The 16,162-nt window shown below is 54.0% G+C and carries 15 protein-coding genes and 1 other RNA gene; 13 read left to right on the forward strand and 3 right to left on the reverse strand.

The annotated features are described in order from the left end of the window. The first annotated feature begins 147 nt into the window (after positions 1–147). The 6 genes from QE270_RS02575 to QE270_RS02600 all read left to right on the forward strand — a co-directional run bounded on the left by QE270_RS02575 (position 148) and on the right by QE270_RS02600 (position 7,186). A complete protein-coding gene (locus tag QE270_RS02575; RefSeq protein ID WP_300034724.1) occupies positions 148–618 on the forward strand; it encodes an Lrp/AsnC family transcriptional regulator in 471 nt (156 codons plus the stop codon). A 340-nt stretch (positions 619–958) separates the two neighbouring features. After that, the gene (locus tag QE270_RS02580; protein WP_300034727.1) at positions 959–1,672 is read left to right on the forward strand and encodes a TorF family putative porin; all 714 of its coding nucleotides are present in this window, start codon (positions 959–961) and stop codon (positions 1,670–1,672) included. A 121-nt stretch (positions 1,673–1,793) separates the two neighbouring features. Continuing rightward, the gene (locus tag QE270_RS02585; protein ID WP_300034730.1) at positions 1,794–3,140 is read left to right on the forward strand and encodes a glutamine synthetase family protein; all 1,347 of its coding nucleotides are present in this window, start codon (positions 1,794–1,796) and stop codon (positions 3,138–3,140) included. A 68-nt stretch (positions 3,141–3,208) separates the two neighbouring features. Continuing rightward, the gene (locus QE270_RS02590) at positions 3,209–4,414 is read left to right on the forward strand and encodes an FAD-binding oxidoreductase (protein ID WP_300034733.1); all 1,206 of its coding nucleotides are present in this window, start codon (positions 3,209–3,211) and stop codon (positions 4,412–4,414) included. Continuing rightward, positions 4,411–5,754 carry an aspartate aminotransferase family protein gene (locus QE270_RS02595; RefSeq protein WP_300034735.1) on the forward strand — a complete coding sequence of 448 codons (1,344 nt, stop codon included), beginning with the start codon at positions 4,411–4,413 and terminating at the stop codon, positions 5,752–5,754. Before QE270_RS02590 ends, QE270_RS02595 begins: the two co-directional genes overlap by 4 nt. 28 nt (positions 5,755–5,782) lie before the next feature. Then, positions 5,783–7,186: a glutamine synthetase family protein gene (locus QE270_RS02600; RefSeq protein WP_300034737.1), complete on the forward strand. Its 1,404-nt coding sequence runs from the start codon at positions 5,783–5,785 to the stop codon at positions 7,184–7,186. 26 nt (positions 7,187–7,212) lie between these two features. Here the strand turns inward: QE270_RS02600 and QE270_RS02605 are convergent, their stop codons facing one another. Further along, a complete protein-coding gene (locus tag QE270_RS02605; RefSeq protein ID WP_300034740.1) occupies positions 7,213–7,539 on the reverse strand; it encodes a PilZ domain-containing protein in 327 nt (108 codons plus the stop codon). A gap of 150 nt (positions 7,540–7,689) precedes the next feature. On the opposite strand from QE270_RS02605, the gene ffs reads away from it, so the two are divergent. The 5 genes from ffs (at position 7,690) to QE270_RS02630 (ending at position 12,928) form a co-directional block, all read left to right on the forward strand. Further along, an RNA gene (gene ffs / locus QE270_RS02610) (signal recognition particle sRNA small type) lies at positions 7,690–7,784 on the forward strand. 61 nt (positions 7,785–7,845) lie between these two features. Beyond that, positions 7,846–9,579: a DNA polymerase III subunit gamma/tau gene (locus QE270_RS02615; RefSeq protein WP_300034743.1), complete on the forward strand. Its 1,734-nt coding sequence runs from the start codon at positions 7,846–7,848 to the stop codon at positions 9,577–9,579. After that, a complete protein-coding gene (locus tag QE270_RS02620; RefSeq protein WP_300034747.1) occupies positions 9,576–9,911 on the forward strand; it encodes a YbaB/EbfC family nucleoid-associated protein in 336 nt (111 codons plus the stop codon). Before QE270_RS02615 ends, QE270_RS02620 begins: the two co-directional genes overlap by 4 nt. Positions 9,912–10,066: 155 nt before the next feature. Further along, complete coding sequence (lon, locus tag QE270_RS02625; RefSeq protein WP_300034750.1) at positions 10,067–12,466, forward strand: endopeptidase La; 2,400 nt, start codon at positions 10,067–10,069, stop codon at positions 12,464–12,466. 189 nt (positions 12,467–12,655) lie between these two features. After that, positions 12,656–12,928 (forward strand): HU family DNA-binding protein, encoded by a 273-nt coding sequence (locus tag QE270_RS02630; RefSeq protein WP_295499364.1) that lies wholly within the window; start codon positions 12,656–12,658, stop codon positions 12,926–12,928. 187 nt (positions 12,929–13,115) lie between these two features. Here the strand turns inward: QE270_RS02630 and QE270_RS02635 are convergent, their stop codons facing one another. Then, the gene (locus QE270_RS02635; RefSeq protein WP_300034753.1) at positions 13,116–13,355 is read right to left on the reverse strand and encodes a hypothetical protein; all 240 of its coding nucleotides are present in this window, start codon (positions 13,353–13,355) and stop codon (positions 13,116–13,118) included. A 193-nt stretch (positions 13,356–13,548) separates the two neighbouring features. Then, entirely contained in the window at positions 13,549–13,965 is a 417-nt protein-coding gene (locus QE270_RS02640; RefSeq protein WP_300034756.1) for a hypothetical protein, read from the reverse strand. 233 nt (positions 13,966–14,198) lie between these two features. On the opposite strand from QE270_RS02640, the gene rpsB reads away from it, so the two are divergent. Continuing rightward, complete coding sequence (gene rpsB, locus QE270_RS02645; RefSeq protein ID WP_295499373.1) at positions 14,199–15,071, forward strand: 30S ribosomal protein S2; 873 nt, start codon at positions 14,199–14,201, stop codon at positions 15,069–15,071. A gap of 149 nt (positions 15,072–15,220) precedes the next feature. Next, positions 15,221–16,147 (forward strand): translation elongation factor Ts, encoded by a 927-nt coding sequence (gene tsf / locus QE270_RS02650; RefSeq protein WP_300034759.1) that lies wholly within the window; start codon positions 15,221–15,223, stop codon positions 16,145–16,147. Positions 16,148–16,162: the final 15 nt, after the last annotated feature.

The raw sequence follows: 16,162 nt of genomic DNA on the forward strand, positions 1-16,162 counted from the left end.
GGTCACCAACACGCATGATTTTTGCTCCAGAAAATATGTCTAACGCAAAAATAGCATTGTCGCCCCGTCGATTCTCCGCAAAGATTCGACTTATTCACCGGATTAGTGCATATATTCGTCGTATTTTTAAAGAAAAATAGAGATAATATGCAACTTGATCGAGCTGACCGTAAGTTAATTGGCGCTTTAGTAGCAAATGGCCGCGCGACTCAGATGGAGTTGGGTGAAGCGGCAGGCCTATCACCGAGTGCCGCGGCGCGCCGGCAAAAAGCCTTGGAAGACGAAGGCATATTGCGTGGCTATCGCGCCGACGTGAATTTACGCAAGCTCGGGCTTTCCGCGACAGTCATGGTCACGATCACGCTAGATAGCCAAAGCGAAGAGGCAATGGCCGCGTTTGAAGCCGCTGTTGCGAACAGCCCGTCTACCATTCGGTGCCACCTGATGAGCGGACGAAATGACTATTTGTTGGTGGTGCGCGCAGCTTCCATTGAAGATTATGAAATAATCCATCGGCAGGAAATTGCGCGTCTGCCCAGAGTCGCTCGCATCGAAACAGCCTTTGCGTTGCGAGAGGTAGTGAACCGCACCGTTCCGCCGCGCCTGTTTCATCCATAAATGTGCGAAGCTGGCCCGTGCTGCACGCAAAGGGCCTATGGACGGCATGCGCGACGTTCCGTAACTAGGCGGGCTTTGGCAGATCGCTAATCCATACCTGACGCAAGACTGTGGCGGTTTTGTCACATGGCTTGAAAAGCACAGCGACGTTGACACAAAAATGCTTGCTCGGATCGCGCTTTGATGTTTGTGTGCATCTGCACAATAAAACGCAATTAAAAATAAATGAAATTTTGCGCGGGCAACCAGATTAAGCGGGATGAGAACGGTATCTGCCGAAAGCAGCGCAATGCGTAGGTTTTCGGCTTCGGTTCAAATGTACCTAAGAAGGGGTAATATTATGCGTAATTCCATTTTGAAACTAGCAAGCATCAGCGTCGCCATGAGCGCTCTGACCATGTCAGTGCCTGCATTCGCGCAGGAAGAGGCCGCGGGCCCAATCACCGTAACCGGGGGCGCTGCTATCGTTTCCGACTATCGTTTCCGTGGCGTCTCGCTTTCCGATAAGGATTTCGCGTTCCAGCCTTACCTGACTGTCAAGCATGAGTCGGGTCTCTATGCGGGTGTTTGGGGTTCCAACCTGGCAGAAAACTCGGGCGATGATGTCGAAGTTGATTTGTATGCTGGCTTTGCCGGCGGGGATGCTGTGACTTATGATATCGGTGCGACCTATTATGTCTATCCTGGTGTATCAAGCTTCAACTATGTCGAGTTCACTGGAAAGCTCGGTACATCCGTCGGTCCCGCATCTGTCGGTGCGCAGCTAAGCTATGTTCCAAGCCAGAATAACACGGGCAATAACGACAATATTTATGTCGCCACCAACGCAGCCGTTGCTATTCCAAATTCACCGATTTCGATCGTGGGATCTGTTGGCCTTGAAGACGGCGCGTTCAGCGCGGGCAGCCAGAAGTTGGATTGGTCACTTGGGTTGACCGCTGCTGTCGCCGGCTTCACCGTTGGTGCATCCTATGTGGACACGAACCGCAAGACGACCTTTGCGGTTAAGGACAGCGCAGCCGGCGTAATGTTTTCACTAAGCTACGGCTTCTGAACCTAAATTAGGCGTCTTGGGTCGACAAAAACGTGGCCCAATTTGGTATAGACACATGCCGGGCTTGACCTTTCAAGTCCGGCATGCGCTTATCAGGCTTACAAAAAACTGGTGAAAAACAATGTCCGTCAATCTTGCGAACTGGATCGCTGAGCACAAAATCGATGAGGTTGAGTGCATTGTGCCCGACATAAACGGGGTGCAGCGGGGCAAGGTTTTACCGGCCAAAAAATTCCTATCGTCGGTCCGTGACAAATCGCTGCGCATCCCAGGTAGTGTTTTTATCTGTACCATTGATGGCCATTACCCCGAAGACATTGCTGACATTTGGGACAAGGACCCGGACAAAATCCTGATTGCCGACCCCGATACGATTTGCGTCGCCCCGGGTTTCAAATCTCCGACAGCTTTCGTGATCGCTGACGTTTTGCATGGCGACGGAACCGAGGTGGAAATTGCCCCGCGTACAATATTGAAAAAAGTATTGAACATGTATGCGGAGCGTGGGTGGAAGCCGATTATGGCGCCTGAGGTTGAATTTTACCTTGTCAGCCAAAATGTGGATCCTGACTTTCCGTTGGTGCCTCCAACGGGCTCAAGCGGGCGTGCGGAAACGGCAAGCCAGCCTTATGGGCTGGAGGCGATGAACGAATATGAGGATATCATTGACCACATCTATGATGATTGTGAGTTGATGGGCCTCGATATCGATACGATGATCCACGAAATGGGCGCGGCCCAGCTTGAAGTGAACTTTGTCCATGGCGACCCGCTGAAGCTGGCGGATCAAGTGTTTCTTTTTAAGCGCACTGTGCGCGCAGTGGCGAAGCAGCATGGCGTCTATGCGACCTTCATGGCGAACCCGATGGCCGGGCAGCCGGGCAGCGCAATGCATATTCACCAGTCGGTGGTTGATGCCGAAACCGGCAGAAACCTGTTCTCCAACGCCAATGGCAAGGACAGTGCGCTGTTTCGCAGTTATATAGCGGGTCTTGTAAAGTTCATGCCGCAGATATCGCCGCTTTGGGCGCCCAATGTGAATAGCTTCCGCCGGATGCGGCCCGACAGCGCGGCGCCAATCAACGTCCAATGGGGCGAAGACAACCGAAGCTGCGGTTTCCGCGTGCCGATTTCGGACAAGGCCAACCGGCGCGTCGAAAACCGTCTGCCGGGGGCGGACTCCAACCCCTATCTTGCGATGGCCGCTTCTTTGGTATGCGGCTATATTGGTATGGTGGAACGGATGGTACCAGCCAAGGCAATCACCGGCAGCGCATACAACCGCGCGCGCACTTTGCCCCGCACGTTGGAGGCCGCATTGGACCGGTTCAGCGCCTGTAAGCCCGTACGCAATCTGCTTGGCGAAGAGTTTTTTGACATCTTCTTTGCCGTTAAGGACTATGAATTGTTCAATTATCAGTCCGTCGTCTCAAGCTGGGAGCGCGAGCATTTGTTGCTGCGGGTTTGATGCGCGATCCTTTAAATGATAGTTATTATATAGCATCTGCAGGCGAATGCGCGGCCGATGCGCCGCTGATGTCTGACATAAAGGCCGACATCTGCATCATCGGTGGGGGCTTTACTGGCTTATCAGCCGCGGTGGCATGCGCTGAAGCGGGGTTCGATGTCGTTTTACTTGAGAGCGAGCAAATCGGCTTCGCAGCATCGGGTCGAAACGGTGGGCAGATGATTCCCGGATTTAATATGGCTGCCACGGACCTGATCAAACTGGTTGGTGAAGATGTCGGGCAACAACTCTGTCACCTCGCAATGTCGGCGCGGGATCGCGTGCACGCACGGATTGAGCGCCATAATATCGACTGCGATTTGCAGCATGGTCATATCCATTTGGCTGCGAAGAAGAATGATTTTGCCTATTTGGAAAATGAGGTGGCGTTTAGTGACAGGTTGCTTGGCGTGGGCGAAGCAGTCTTGGTCGCGCCGACAGATATCGATCGATATGTAAACGTATCAGGATATCATGGTGGTGTTTATGTGCCCAAAGGGGGGCATCTTCATCCCTTAAAATATGCGCGCGGTTTGAAGAGGGCAACCAAGAGTGCAGGGGCGAGAATTTTTGAAGGCAGCAGGGCTGCCTCAATCACCGAAGGCGAAAAGGTCGTTGTCCGCACGATTTCTAGTTCTGTTACAGCGCGCTATGTCTTTCTGGCTTGTGATGCAGAAACTGGAGATCTGGCCCCCAAGGCGGGTCGGTATACGATGCCGGTATTGAACTATATTATTGCGACTGAGCCGCTGGGTGAAGAGCGCGCGCGTGCACTTATTCCATCGAATGCAGCGGTATCGGATAGTAAGTTCGTCCTAAACTATTTCCGTTTGTCTGCCGATAACCGACTGCTTTTTGCAGGTGGCGAAAAATATACGCCAAAGCCGCCGGAGGATATTGCTGCATTTGTACGACCCTATATGCTGAAGCTGTTCCCACAATTGTTGGACACGCGTATCGATTATGCATGGGGCGGTACGGTCGGAATCACCGTGAACCGCCTGCCGCACATTGGTCGTGAAGGTAATAAGCTGTTCGCGCATGGCTATTCGGGGCAGGGTGTGTTGCTCACGACACTTGTAGGTGAGGTTTTGGCCGAAATGTTGAAGGGCGATAGCCGCAATTTCAACCTCTTTGAAAAAATCCCGCATCGAGCGTTCCCGGGTGGCAAGCTGCTGCGAACACCCACCTATGTTGCAGGGATGCTTTATTCGGCGTTGATGGATCGTTTGTGATTGAAAGAGCTTCCATCGAAGCAATGCGCGAACGCGAAATTGCGCGCTTCATTGCAGCAAACCCAAAGTCCAAGGCGCACGCCACAAGCGCCCAGGGATGGTTTCAGGGCGTCCCTTTCCATTGGATGCTCGATTGGTCCAGTCCGTTCCCAATCGTCGCTCAGGAGGCTTGTGGAGCGACCCTGACGAGTATCGACGGGCAGGTCTTTGATGACTTCTGTCTTGGCGATACCGCGAGCATGTTTGGTCACTCGCCCGCCCCGCTTGCCAAGGCTATAGCAGTGCAGGCAGGGCAGGGCTTAAGCTATATGTTGCCGACCGCAAAGGGTGCAGAGCTTGGGTCTATGCTCGCCGGCATGTTCGGACTGCCACAATGGCAAGTGACGACTACAGCAAGCGAAGCGAACCGGGCCGTTATTCGCTGGTGTCGCGGGATTACTCGGCGCGACAAGATTTTGATCTTCAACGGCTGCTATCATGGCGCGGTCGATGATGTGTTCGTCGACTTGCGCGATGGCCGTGCGGTCAACCGACCAAGCCTGATCGGCCAAGTGCAAGATTTGCTGCCGACGACGGTTGCAATCGAATTCAACGATGTGGACGCGCTCGCCGCTGCTTTGCGCGGTGGCGACATTGCTTGCGTATTGGCCGAACCGTTAATGACCAATATCGGCATGGTGCGCGATACACCGGGGTTTCTGAGGGAATTGCGCAGGCTGTGTGATGAAACCGGCACAATCTTGGTGCTTGACGAAACTCACACGATTTCCTCCGGCTATGGCGGGCACAGCAATATGCACGGCCCAAAGCCTGACATATTGGTGGTCGGCAAATCTATCGGAGGCGGCGTACCTTGCGCTGTATATGGCTTTACGGACGAGATCGCCAAACGGATGGCGGCGCTGAACGCGTCACGCCCAGCAGGGCATAGCGGAATTGGGACGACCTTATCGGCCAATGCGCTGGCGATTACGGCCATGCACGCTATGTTGGGGCAGGTCATCACCCGCGACGCTTATGCTCATATGCTCGCGATGGCAGACAGGCTGGTGGCGCAACTCAATGGCGTGATTGGTACCCATGCGCTCGATTGGCATGTCAGCCATGTTGGCGCGCGCATCGAACTCGTCTGTTCCGCCATTCCGCCGCGCAATGGCAGTGAAGCGCGGGCGGTGATGGACCCTGCACTCGAAAGCACTATCCATCTATATCTCGCCAACCGCGGTATCTTGCTTGCGCCTTTCCACAATATGATGCTGGTCAGTCCGGTGACGCAAGCGGCGCAAGTCGACCGCCTTGCGGCAGAGTTGAACTCTGCGCTGACTGAGCTATTAGCATAAGAAAATCAGGACTTACGAAAGTATCATCATGACAATCAAGCGGGCAAAATCATCAGCGATCATTGCGCCACGGAGCGAAGCGGAGGCCTTTTTTGCGGCATATCCCGACATCGACTCCGTTGAGATGATCTATACCGATTTTGGCGGCGTCCCCCGCGGTAAACGTCTGCGTCAGCATGAGGTTTTGTCAGTCTATGAAATTGGACGGTTTTTCCCTGGTTCCATTGCTGTTGTAGATATCACTGGGCAAGACACCGAGGAAACGGGCTTGGTATGGGAAGATGGCGACGCTGACCGTTCGATGAAGCCAATCCCTGGCACTTTGGTGCGTACGCCTTGGGCTGGTGACAATGCCGCACAATTCATGGTCGATTTTTATGAATTGGATGGCCAGCCACATGATCTTGATCCGCGCCATGTGCTTGGTCTTGTGGTTGACCGTTTTGCCGAAATGGGGCTGACGCCCGCCTTGGCGGTTGAACTAGAATTCTATTTGTTGGATCCAAAGCGCGCGCGTGATGGTTCTATCCGCCCAGCGCGGCCAGAATATAGCAGTGAAACGCCACAAATGGTCGAAGTCTATGGCTTGCGCGAACTGGACGACTTTCGTCCTTTCTTCGACGAGTTATACGAAACATGCGATATTCAAGGCCTGCCGCTTGAATCCGCGATTTCGGAATTTGCACCCGGTCAGTGCGAGTTGACCTTGCGCTACAAGCCCGACGTGCTGCGGGCATGCGACGATGCCATCATGTATAAGCGTGTGGTCAAGGCAGTGGCACAAGCACACGGTCTTGAGGCGACTTTCATGGCGAAACCATTTGCCGAACAAGCCGGCTCAGGGATGCATATTCACGTCTCGATGAACGATGCTGAAGGACTCAACCTATTTGCCTCAGACAATCCGGAAGGCACTGCAATGTTGCGTCACGCCATTGGTGGGATGATCGCGAGTGTTGGCGACTGCTTCGCGCTCTTTGCGCCACATGCCAATAGCTACCGCCGGTTTAAGGCGAACAGCTACGCGCCGGTCGCACCGACATGGGGCGTCAACAACCGTACCGTTTCCTTCCGCATCCCCGCTGGGCCGGCATCAAGCCGCCATGTGGAACATCGCGCTTGTGGTGCGGATGCAAACCCATATCTTGCGGTTGCTGGCGTATTGTCTGGCATTCACCACGGTATCACGCATCAGATCGATCCAGGCCCGGCAGTCGTTGGCAATGGCTATGACCGCGATGGATCAGGCGATGACAAGCCGCCAAGCAACTGGTTTGCCGCGGTTGACCGCTTTCACGGCTCCAAATTGATGCGTGAATATCTCGGCGACCGTTTTGTCGACATGTTTACTATTGTAAAGCGCGTCGAACAGGATCGCTATTTCGGCCACGTGCCGAGCATCGATTATGACTGGTACTTGCGTAACGCTTAAGCCTAAGCCTAAGCCTAAGCCTAAGCCTAAGCAGGAAATCGCATTAACATGTTTTGAAGCGCGGCGGGGTTCAGCATAGTGCTGAATGCGCACCCGACAATATTACCGTCGTTCCAAATGACCTTGGCCTGAACCGCCATAAGGCCGGGAAGAGTTAGCCGCACTTGTGTGCCCGCAGCCATCCCCGTCAGCGCCTCGCAAGCGACACCGGAAAGCGACAGATTTCGGACAATCACGGAGTATCCCGATGAACCCGAAGGACGCACGATAGCAGGGATTTTAACGCAAACGCGCGGGGCACTGCGATCTTCGCGCGCTGCGTCTTCGTATCGTTTATATGATATGGTTCTCAATGACGCGCTATTGATGACCGTTTATTCCTGTGTGACGGATGGTTGCTAACGAATCACGGTGAATTTAATATTTCGCATTGCGGTTAAAATGGCGTTTATCGCTTTGTGTTCCTGCACTTGCATTTCGGCAACGTCGCGGCCATATGCGGCGTGGGAGTCGGATGGACGTGGCACTCGCCAACCTGGTCAGATCCTGACGGAAGCAGCCACAACGAATTCGCTGCGGGTCATTCGGCTCCTACTTTTCCCCGTGTTTCGGTTGAGAAGACTTCGACAAAGGTCGATGACCACATTAACATGACGATAATGCCCGATTCCGACACCCCAGAATTCGCCGAACGCGACCCAGATATGCCTGATGATGCATTGGGGCTGGGTCTGGATTTGCCTGTACTGGCTAAGCCCGCCGCCGCGCCCGTGGCGACTGGCGGCGCGGCATACCGCGTTTTGGCACGCAAATATCGGCCACAGACATTTGCGGAACTCATTGGGCAGGACGCTATGGTCCAAACCTTGGGTAACGCCATAAAGCGTGACCGCCTTGCACATGCATTCCTGATGACTGGCGTGCGCGGGGTCGGGAAAACGTCAACCGCGCGATTGATTGCCAAGGCGTTGAACTGCATTGGAATTGACGGGCAGGGCGGCCCGACTATTGACCCGTGCGGGGCTTGCGAGCCTTGTGTCGCAATCGCGGAGGGTCGGCATATCGACGTCATCGAAATGGATGCCGCAAGCCACACCGGCGTTGACGATGTGCGGGAGATTATTGAGGCTGTGCGTTACTCCGCCGTGTCGGCACGCTACAAAATCTACATTATCGACGAAGTCCACATGCTGTCCAGAAACGCATTTAATGCGCTGCTCAAGACGCTGGAAGAGCCGCCGGGGCATGTAAAGTTTCTGTTCGCAACGACAGAAGTCAACAAGGTTCCGATTACAGTCCTGTCGCGGTGTCAGCGCTTTGATCTGAAACGGATACCCACCGAAAAGCTTTCGGCGCATTTCGCTGAAATCTCCGCCAAGGAAGCCGTAGAGGCTGAAACCGAGGCGCTGACTTTAATTGCGCAAGCCGCCGAGGGGTCTGTTCGCGACGGTCTGTCAATTCTTGATCAAGCCATTGCCCATGCCGATATGGAGGGTGATGGAAAAGTCACCGCGGCGCAGGTGCGCGACATGTTGGGCCTGTCCGACCGTGGCGCGATCCGCCGTCTCTTTGGCCTAATCCTTATGGGCGATGCGCAGGCCATGCTGGCGGAGGCAAAGAACCAATATAATCTTGGTGTTGAGCCGCTGGCGATGTTTGCTGGATTATTGTCCGAAGTACATAGGCTGACGCTTGCGAAGGTTGGCGCGCCACGCGATGGAGCGCTGGATGCCGAAGCGAATGCTGTGGTTGAGGATCATGCCGACCGTTTATCCTTCCCAGTTCTGCATCGTCTTTGGCAATTGTTGTTAAAAGGGCAGGAGGAAGTCGCGCGCGCATCTGTCCCGCTAGGTGCAGCTGACATGGCCCTGTTGCGCGTGATCCATGCCGCAACGCTGCCGGACCCTAGTGAGCTTGCCAAGATGATTGGTGAGGGGGCGTTCACGACGGCAATACCTGCTTCTGCGCCCACTGCGCCTGATGCCACGGCCTCCGCTTCAGTGCAGTCATTTATGCCTGCGACTTTTAAAGCGCTTTTGGATCGTCTGGCGCGTGACGGGTTTGTAAGCCTTGAAATGACGTTACGCGATGTTGTCCGTCTGGTCGAATATGCGCCGCCTATGTTGGCGTTTCAATTGGCGGGGCCCGTTGCGCCGACGTTTGTTTCGGAACTTCGAGATGCTCTGGCGAAGGTTACGGGCACGCGCTGGGACTTAGAAGAACGCCCAGGTGATGTCCAGCCAAGCCTGTTGGAGCAGGAGCAAGCCGACGCCGAGGCTGATAAACGCATTATAATGGAGTCACCTTTGGTCAAAGCGGCGTTTGCTGCGTTTCCCGAGGCGGAGCTGCTCGACAGCGACGATAATGGCATGAAATGGAGTAAGAGCGCGTGAAAAGCATGGAAGAGATGATTAAGGCTGCGCAAGAAGCTGCCCAGAATATCCAGCAACAGATGGAACAAGCGCAGGCAACGCTGGATACGATCCGGGTTGAGGGCGTTTCTGGAGGCGGTCTGGTGAAGGTTAAGGCGACTGCAAAAGGCCGGATATTGAACGTTGAAATCGATGACAGCCTCATCGTGCCAGCCGACAAGGGCATGTTGGAAGACCTTATCACAGCCGCATTCAACGATGCCCGCGACAAGGCTGATGCCGCCAGCAATGCGGAAATGGGTAAGATGTCTAGCGGATTACCGCTGCCTCCAGGGTTCAAATTGCCATTTTAATAAGGCGAATGGCTGTAGTGGCCGAGGTCCATTAAGGTTTTTCCCCAATTAAATGTGCCTAACCCGTGCACATGCATTGAAAGCGTCCGCAAAGCCCTCATATTGGGTTGGAACAGGCAGGTTGCCGTTTTGGGTGACCGCCAATTGGAGTATCTATGGATCTGAACCTTCCATTATTGCCACTGCGCGATATTGTTGTTTTTCCTGGCATGATTGTGCCGTTGTTTGTTGGGCGCGATAAATCGGTTGTTGCCTTGGAACAGGCAATGAAAGCCAATAAAGAGATTTTTCTTGTCGCGCAGCTTGACCCTGCCGAGGATGATCCCGGCAAGGATGATCTTTACAATATCGGCGTGACTGCCACGATCATGCAGCTGTTGAAGTTGCCTGATGGCACAGTGCGCGTGTTGGTTGAGGGCAAACAACGCGCTGAATTGCGCGACTTGATCGTGCGTGGCGACAACTATGTTGAAGCGACCATCATCTTGGTTGAAGAACAAAGCGCGGATGGTCCCGAGGCAACCGCACTGATGCGTTCAGTGACCGAGCAGTTCGAGAATTATTCGAAACTGAACAAGAAAATGCCCGCAGAGGCAGCTGTTCAGTTGACCGAGATTGACACCCCGTCAGCACTTGCGGACGCCGTTGCGGCGAATATTCAATTGAAGGTTTCGGATAAGCAGTCGTTGTTGGTTGAATCCAACCCGCTGCGTCGGCTTGAAATGGCCTTTGCCTTCATGGAAGGCGAGCTTGGCGTTTTGCAGGTCGAAAAGAAAATCCGTGGCCGTGTGAAGCGGCAAATGGAAAAGACGCAGCGCGAATATTATTTGAATGAGCAGATGAAAGCCATTCAGCGCGAGCTTGGCAATGACGATGGCGAAGGCGGTGACGAGGTTGCCGAAATTCAGACCAAGATTGACACGATGAAGCTCTCCAAGGAAGCAAAAGCGAAAGCCAATGCGGAACTGAAAAAGCTGCGCGGGATGGCGCCGATGTCTGCAGAAGCCTCAGTCATCCGCAACTATCTTGATACGCTCTTGGGTATTCCATGGGGCAAAAAGTCCAAGCTGAAGCGCGATATTGCCAAGGCGCAGGACGTTCTTGATGCCGACCACTTCGCCTTGGAAAAGGTTAAGGACCGGATTGTCGAATATCTTGCGGTGCAAGCGCGGACGAACAAGCTGAAGGGGCCAATATTGTGCCTCGTTGGCCCTCCGGGCGTTGGTAAGACCTCCCTTGGTAAATCGATTGCCAAGGCTACGGGTCGTGAGTTCATTCGCCAATCCTTGGGCGGCGTGCGGGACGAGGCCGAGATACGAGGCCACCGTCGTACCTATATTGGTTCAATGCCAGGCAAGGTCGCGGCCAATTTGAAAAAGGCAGGGACGATGAACCCGTTGTTCTTGCTCGATGAAATCGACAAGCTTGGACAGGATTTCCGGGGCGATCCAGCGTCGGCCTTGCTTGAGGTTCTCGATCCTGAACAGAACAACAAGTTCAATGACCATTATCTGGAAATCGATCTCGATTTGTCGGACGTAATGTTCGTGACAACCGCAAACAGCATGAACTTACCGCAGGCGTTGTTGGACCGGATGGAAATCATCCGTCTTGAAGGCTACACTGAGGACGAGAAGTTTGAGATTGCCAAGCGCCATTTGGTGGAAAAGCAGATCGAGGCCCACGGGCTTAAGCCTGAAGAGTTTTCGATAAGTGACGATGCACTGCGCGATGTCATTCGCTATTACACAAGAGAGGCCGGCGTTCGGACGCTGGAGCGTGAAATTGCGAAGCTTGCGCGTAAATCGTTGCGTCGGATCTTGGAAGGTAAAGACAAGAGCATTGTCATTACGCCCGAAAATCTTGCCGACTTCTCCGGCGTTCGTAAATTTCGCCATGACATGGGTGAGGAAGAAAACCAGATCGGTGCCGTTACGGGTCTCGCTTGGACTGAAGTGGGTGGTGAGTTGCTGACCATCGAAGCTGTCACTGTTCCTGGTAAGGGGAATATTAAGACGACAGGTAAGCTAGGCGAAGTCATGAGCGAGTCCATTCAGGCGGCCTTAAGCTACGTGAAGGCGCGCGCGCCGAGCTACGGCATCAAACCAAGTCTGTTTGCCCGCAAAGATGTGCACATTCACCTTCCCGAAGGCGCAGTGCCCAAGGATGGCCCATCGGCCGGCATAGGCATGGTGACGTGCATCGTGTCGACACTGACGGGTATTGCGGTGCACCGCGATGTTGCCATGACTGGCGAAGTTACGTTGCGTGGACGTGTGTTGCCGATTGGTGGATTGAAAGAGAAATTGCTGGCGGCTTTGCGCGGCGGGATTAAAACCGTGCTCATTCCCCAAGAGAATGAAAAGGACCTTGCGGACATTCCAGCAAACATCAAGGACGGTCTTGAGATTATCCCGGTGAGCCATGTCGATCAGGTTCTGGCGCGTGCTTTAGTATCCCCATTGGTCGCCGTGGAATGGACCGAGGCGGATGATCTGGCAGCGGCGTTACCCGCTGTAACTGGCGGTGAAATTGGGGTGCCTGTGACACATTGAGGCGGCATGTCCTGCTATTATAAGTGTATAATAAGCAGGACTCGTCTTTTTTCACAGAAAATGACCGTTTTGGGCCGATATTTCCTTTGACAGCGTTAACATTCTGCTCATTATCGCTCCACCGGCTTTGGCCGCGACTCATTGTATCGCTAAATGGGTCTCATATAATTTTAAGAGGGGGGTTCCCACATGAACAAGCAAGATCTCGTCAGTGCAGTCGCCGAAGCTAGCGGTTTGACCAAGGCTGATGCCGGCAAGGCCGTCGAAGCAACATTTGAAGCAATCACTGGCGCTCTGAAGAGCGGCGGCGAAGTACGTCTCGTTGGTTTCGGTACCTTTGGCGTTGCAAAGCGTAAGGCATCGACCGGACGTAACCCACGCACCGGTGAGCCAATGACCATCAAGGCATCGACTCAGCCAAAGTTCAAAGCTGGCAAGGCTCTCAAGGACGCTGTCAACTAAGACACGCACCAAGAAATTGGTTACAGAGGGCGGGGCGAAAGCACCCGCCCTTTTTTTATGCCCATATTGGTCACAAGAGAAGATCGGCGGCGAACAAGTTGTGCGCATCACCCTAGTTAGGGCAAACCACGTCTTCGAAGGACGTAGCTAGGTTACCTAAAACCCGACCACCCTGTGGAGTCGATATTTAGGCAGCCAAACGGGGTGCGTTATGGGCGCGCGACATTGCGGGAAAGGGGATGATCTCGGCAGGCGCCAGACGCCGCATTTCGCCCAATATTATCCGGCGCTCACGTTGCGGTGAGGGGGCGAATTCCATATCAATCACTTCGCGAATACGCGGCATGGCATTGCGGATAGACAGCAAGATGACGCCAAATGATGCACTCAGCACGATCACGAAAAGAAGGGTAGCGATGATAGTCATGGCACTGGTCCTTTGCGTTCCCACCCTAAATAAGTGGGGAAGTTTGATTCGGCTAAACACAGGATATACGTCTTTGTTCACTATTTGTTCCAACATGTCAAGCGGCATTTCGCGCGTGGAACATGGCTGGGTAACTTTGCGGATTACCTGTGGATAACTTGTTCGGCCGCAAAAAGTTCACTGGCCTGCGAAATTACGGTTCGCTGCGTGTTCCGCGGCGCTCTGCATGCCATTTTTGAAGTGCCTGTTGCATGCATCCTGTGAAGCCGTTGCTTCCATTGACAGAACAGCTGTTTGGCAAAACGGCGCGCCCATAGCCGTCAAGGCTCTCAGCGGCGGAGGTCCAGCTTCCGCCTGCTACTGGCGATTCGCTATTCGCGCGAACCGGTTTAGGAATCCGGTACCGGTCACCCTCCGGCTGGACCGCACAGACCATGATTTCGTCGCCGACTGCTTCAGGACATTTTTCCGTGCCGAAGGTAACAAGAAAGGAGATGCGCTCGGGAGGCGCAGACTGCTGTGCGTCGCCAAGCGATTGATCTTCGGCGAGCGCCGGCGAGGATATCGCGAGCAGCGCGATTGAAGCAGTAACTGCCCAACGTGTTTTCAACTTGTCTTCCTGCCCATAATGTCTCGCTATGCGGTGCGTTCTGAACCGATTGTTAAAGCGACTACACCAAATTGCGCAATCTGGTGAGTCTGTTGGTGCTTGACGAATCCTGTCTACAACTATAACGAGGCCGTCATTCCACATGGGAAACGCACATACCGGTGCTGATCTTTGTCTTTCAGGCAAAAGTGAAGTTCTAGTTTCCCAGAGGCTCAACCGGAAGGAGAAGTACCATGGCGGCACCTGTCGTAACCATGCAGCATTTGCTTGAAGCTGGGGCCCATTTCGGCCACCAAACACACCGTTGGAATCCGCGTATGAAGCCGTATATCTTCGGCGCGCGCAACGGCATCCACATTCTCGATCTGTCGCAGTCCGTGCCATTGTTCGCACGTGCTCTAGATTTCGTTGCACAGAGCGTTTCGTCTGGAGGCAAGGTTCTGTTCGTTGGCACGAAGCGCCAGGCGCAAGGCCCAATTGCCGATGCGGCACGCGCATCGGGTCAGCATTTCGTCAACCATCGCTGGTTGGGCGGTATGCTCACCAACTGGAAGACCATTTCGAACTCGATCAAGAAGCTCAAGACGCTTGAAGAGCAGCTTTCGGGCGATACGCACGGTTTCACGAAGAAGGAAATTCTTCAGATGACCCGCGAGCGCGATAAGCTTGAAATGAGCCTTGGCGGTATCCGCGACATGGGTGGCATTCCTGACGTTATGTTCGTCATCGACGCCAACAAGGAAGAACTCGCCATCAAGGAAGCCAATGTTCTTGGTATTCCAGTGATCGCGATCCTCGATTCAAACGTATCGCCTGACGGCATTGCATTCCCGGTTCCTGCAAATGATGACGCTGCACGCGCCATTCGTTTGTATTGCGACGCGGTGGCTACTGCGGCAACCAAGGGCAATGTAAACGCCAAGGTTGCCAAGGGCATTGACCTTGGAGCGGAAGTTGAGCCAGCGGCTGAACCTGCTTTGGCAGAAGAAACTGCGCCAGCGACTGAAGAAGCAGCCCCAGTAGCTGAAGAAACAGCGCCAGTAGCTGAAGAAACAGCGCCCGCTGCTGAAGTTGCTCCTGCCGAAGCGCCTGCCGCCGAAGCGTAACCAAATTGTCGTCACCCCCGCTTATGCGGGGGACCGACACTTGTCGTTTGCTTGTGAAGTTAGCGCTGGTGTTAGATCTTCGCTTTTACGGGGATGACGAACTTCAATGAGGCTGTATTGGCCTCCGTACCTTTCGAAAGGACACTCTTATGTCTGCAATTACCGCTTCAGCCGTCAAGGAACTGCGTGAGCTTTCCGGTGCTGGCATGATGGACGCCAAAAAGGCGCTTGAAGAAACCAACGGCAATATCGAAGCCGCAGTTGATTTGCTGCGCGCCAAGGGCCTTGCTACTGCTGCCAAGAAATCGAGCCGCACCGCGGCGGAAGGTCTTGTCGGCGTTGCTGTGGAGGGCACCAAGGGTACTGCTATCGAAGTTAACAGCCAGACAGATTTCGTTGCCAAAAACGAACAGTTCCAAGAATTCGTCGCTGCTGTCAGCCAAGTTGCCTTGAACCTAAGCGCCAACGATTCTGAATCCGTTTTGTCCGCGCCTTATGGCGGAAGCGAAACCGTTCAGGAACGATTGACCAACAACATCGCCACCATCGGTGAAAATCAGGTTATTCGCCGCGTAAAGTCGCTTTCGGTCAATAATGGCCGTGTTGTTTCTTATGTCCACAACGCTGCGGCGCCTGGCATGGGTGGCATCGGCGTTCTTGTTGCGCTTGAGAGCGATGCAGACGCTGCGACGCTTGATGGCCTCGGCAAACAACTGGCGATGCACATCGCTGCTGCATTCCCGCTGTCGCTTGACGAATCTGGCCTTGATGCCGAAACGCTTGAGCGTGAGCGCGGTATTGCGCGTGAAAAGGCATCGGAAAGCGGCAAGCCAGCGGATATCGTCGAAAAGATGGTTGAAGGCGCCGTGAAGAAGTTCGCCAAGGAAAACGCCTTGTTGAGCCAGCCATTCGTTATGGACGGCAAGACCCCAATTTCGGATGTTGTCGTGGCCGCTGGCAAAGAAGCTGGTAAGCCAATCGTGCTGAAGGATTATGTCCGCTTCCAGCTTGGCGAAGGCATTGAAAAGGAAGTGTCTGACTTTGCAGCTGAAGTGGCTGCTGCGGTCGGCGCATAAATATTCTTGGCTTCC

Origin of the sequence: Sphingorhabdus sp., assembly GCF_029865925.1 — a bacterium.
Lineage (GTDB): Bacteria > Pseudomonadota > Alphaproteobacteria > Sphingomonadales > Sphingomonadaceae > Sphingorhabdus_B.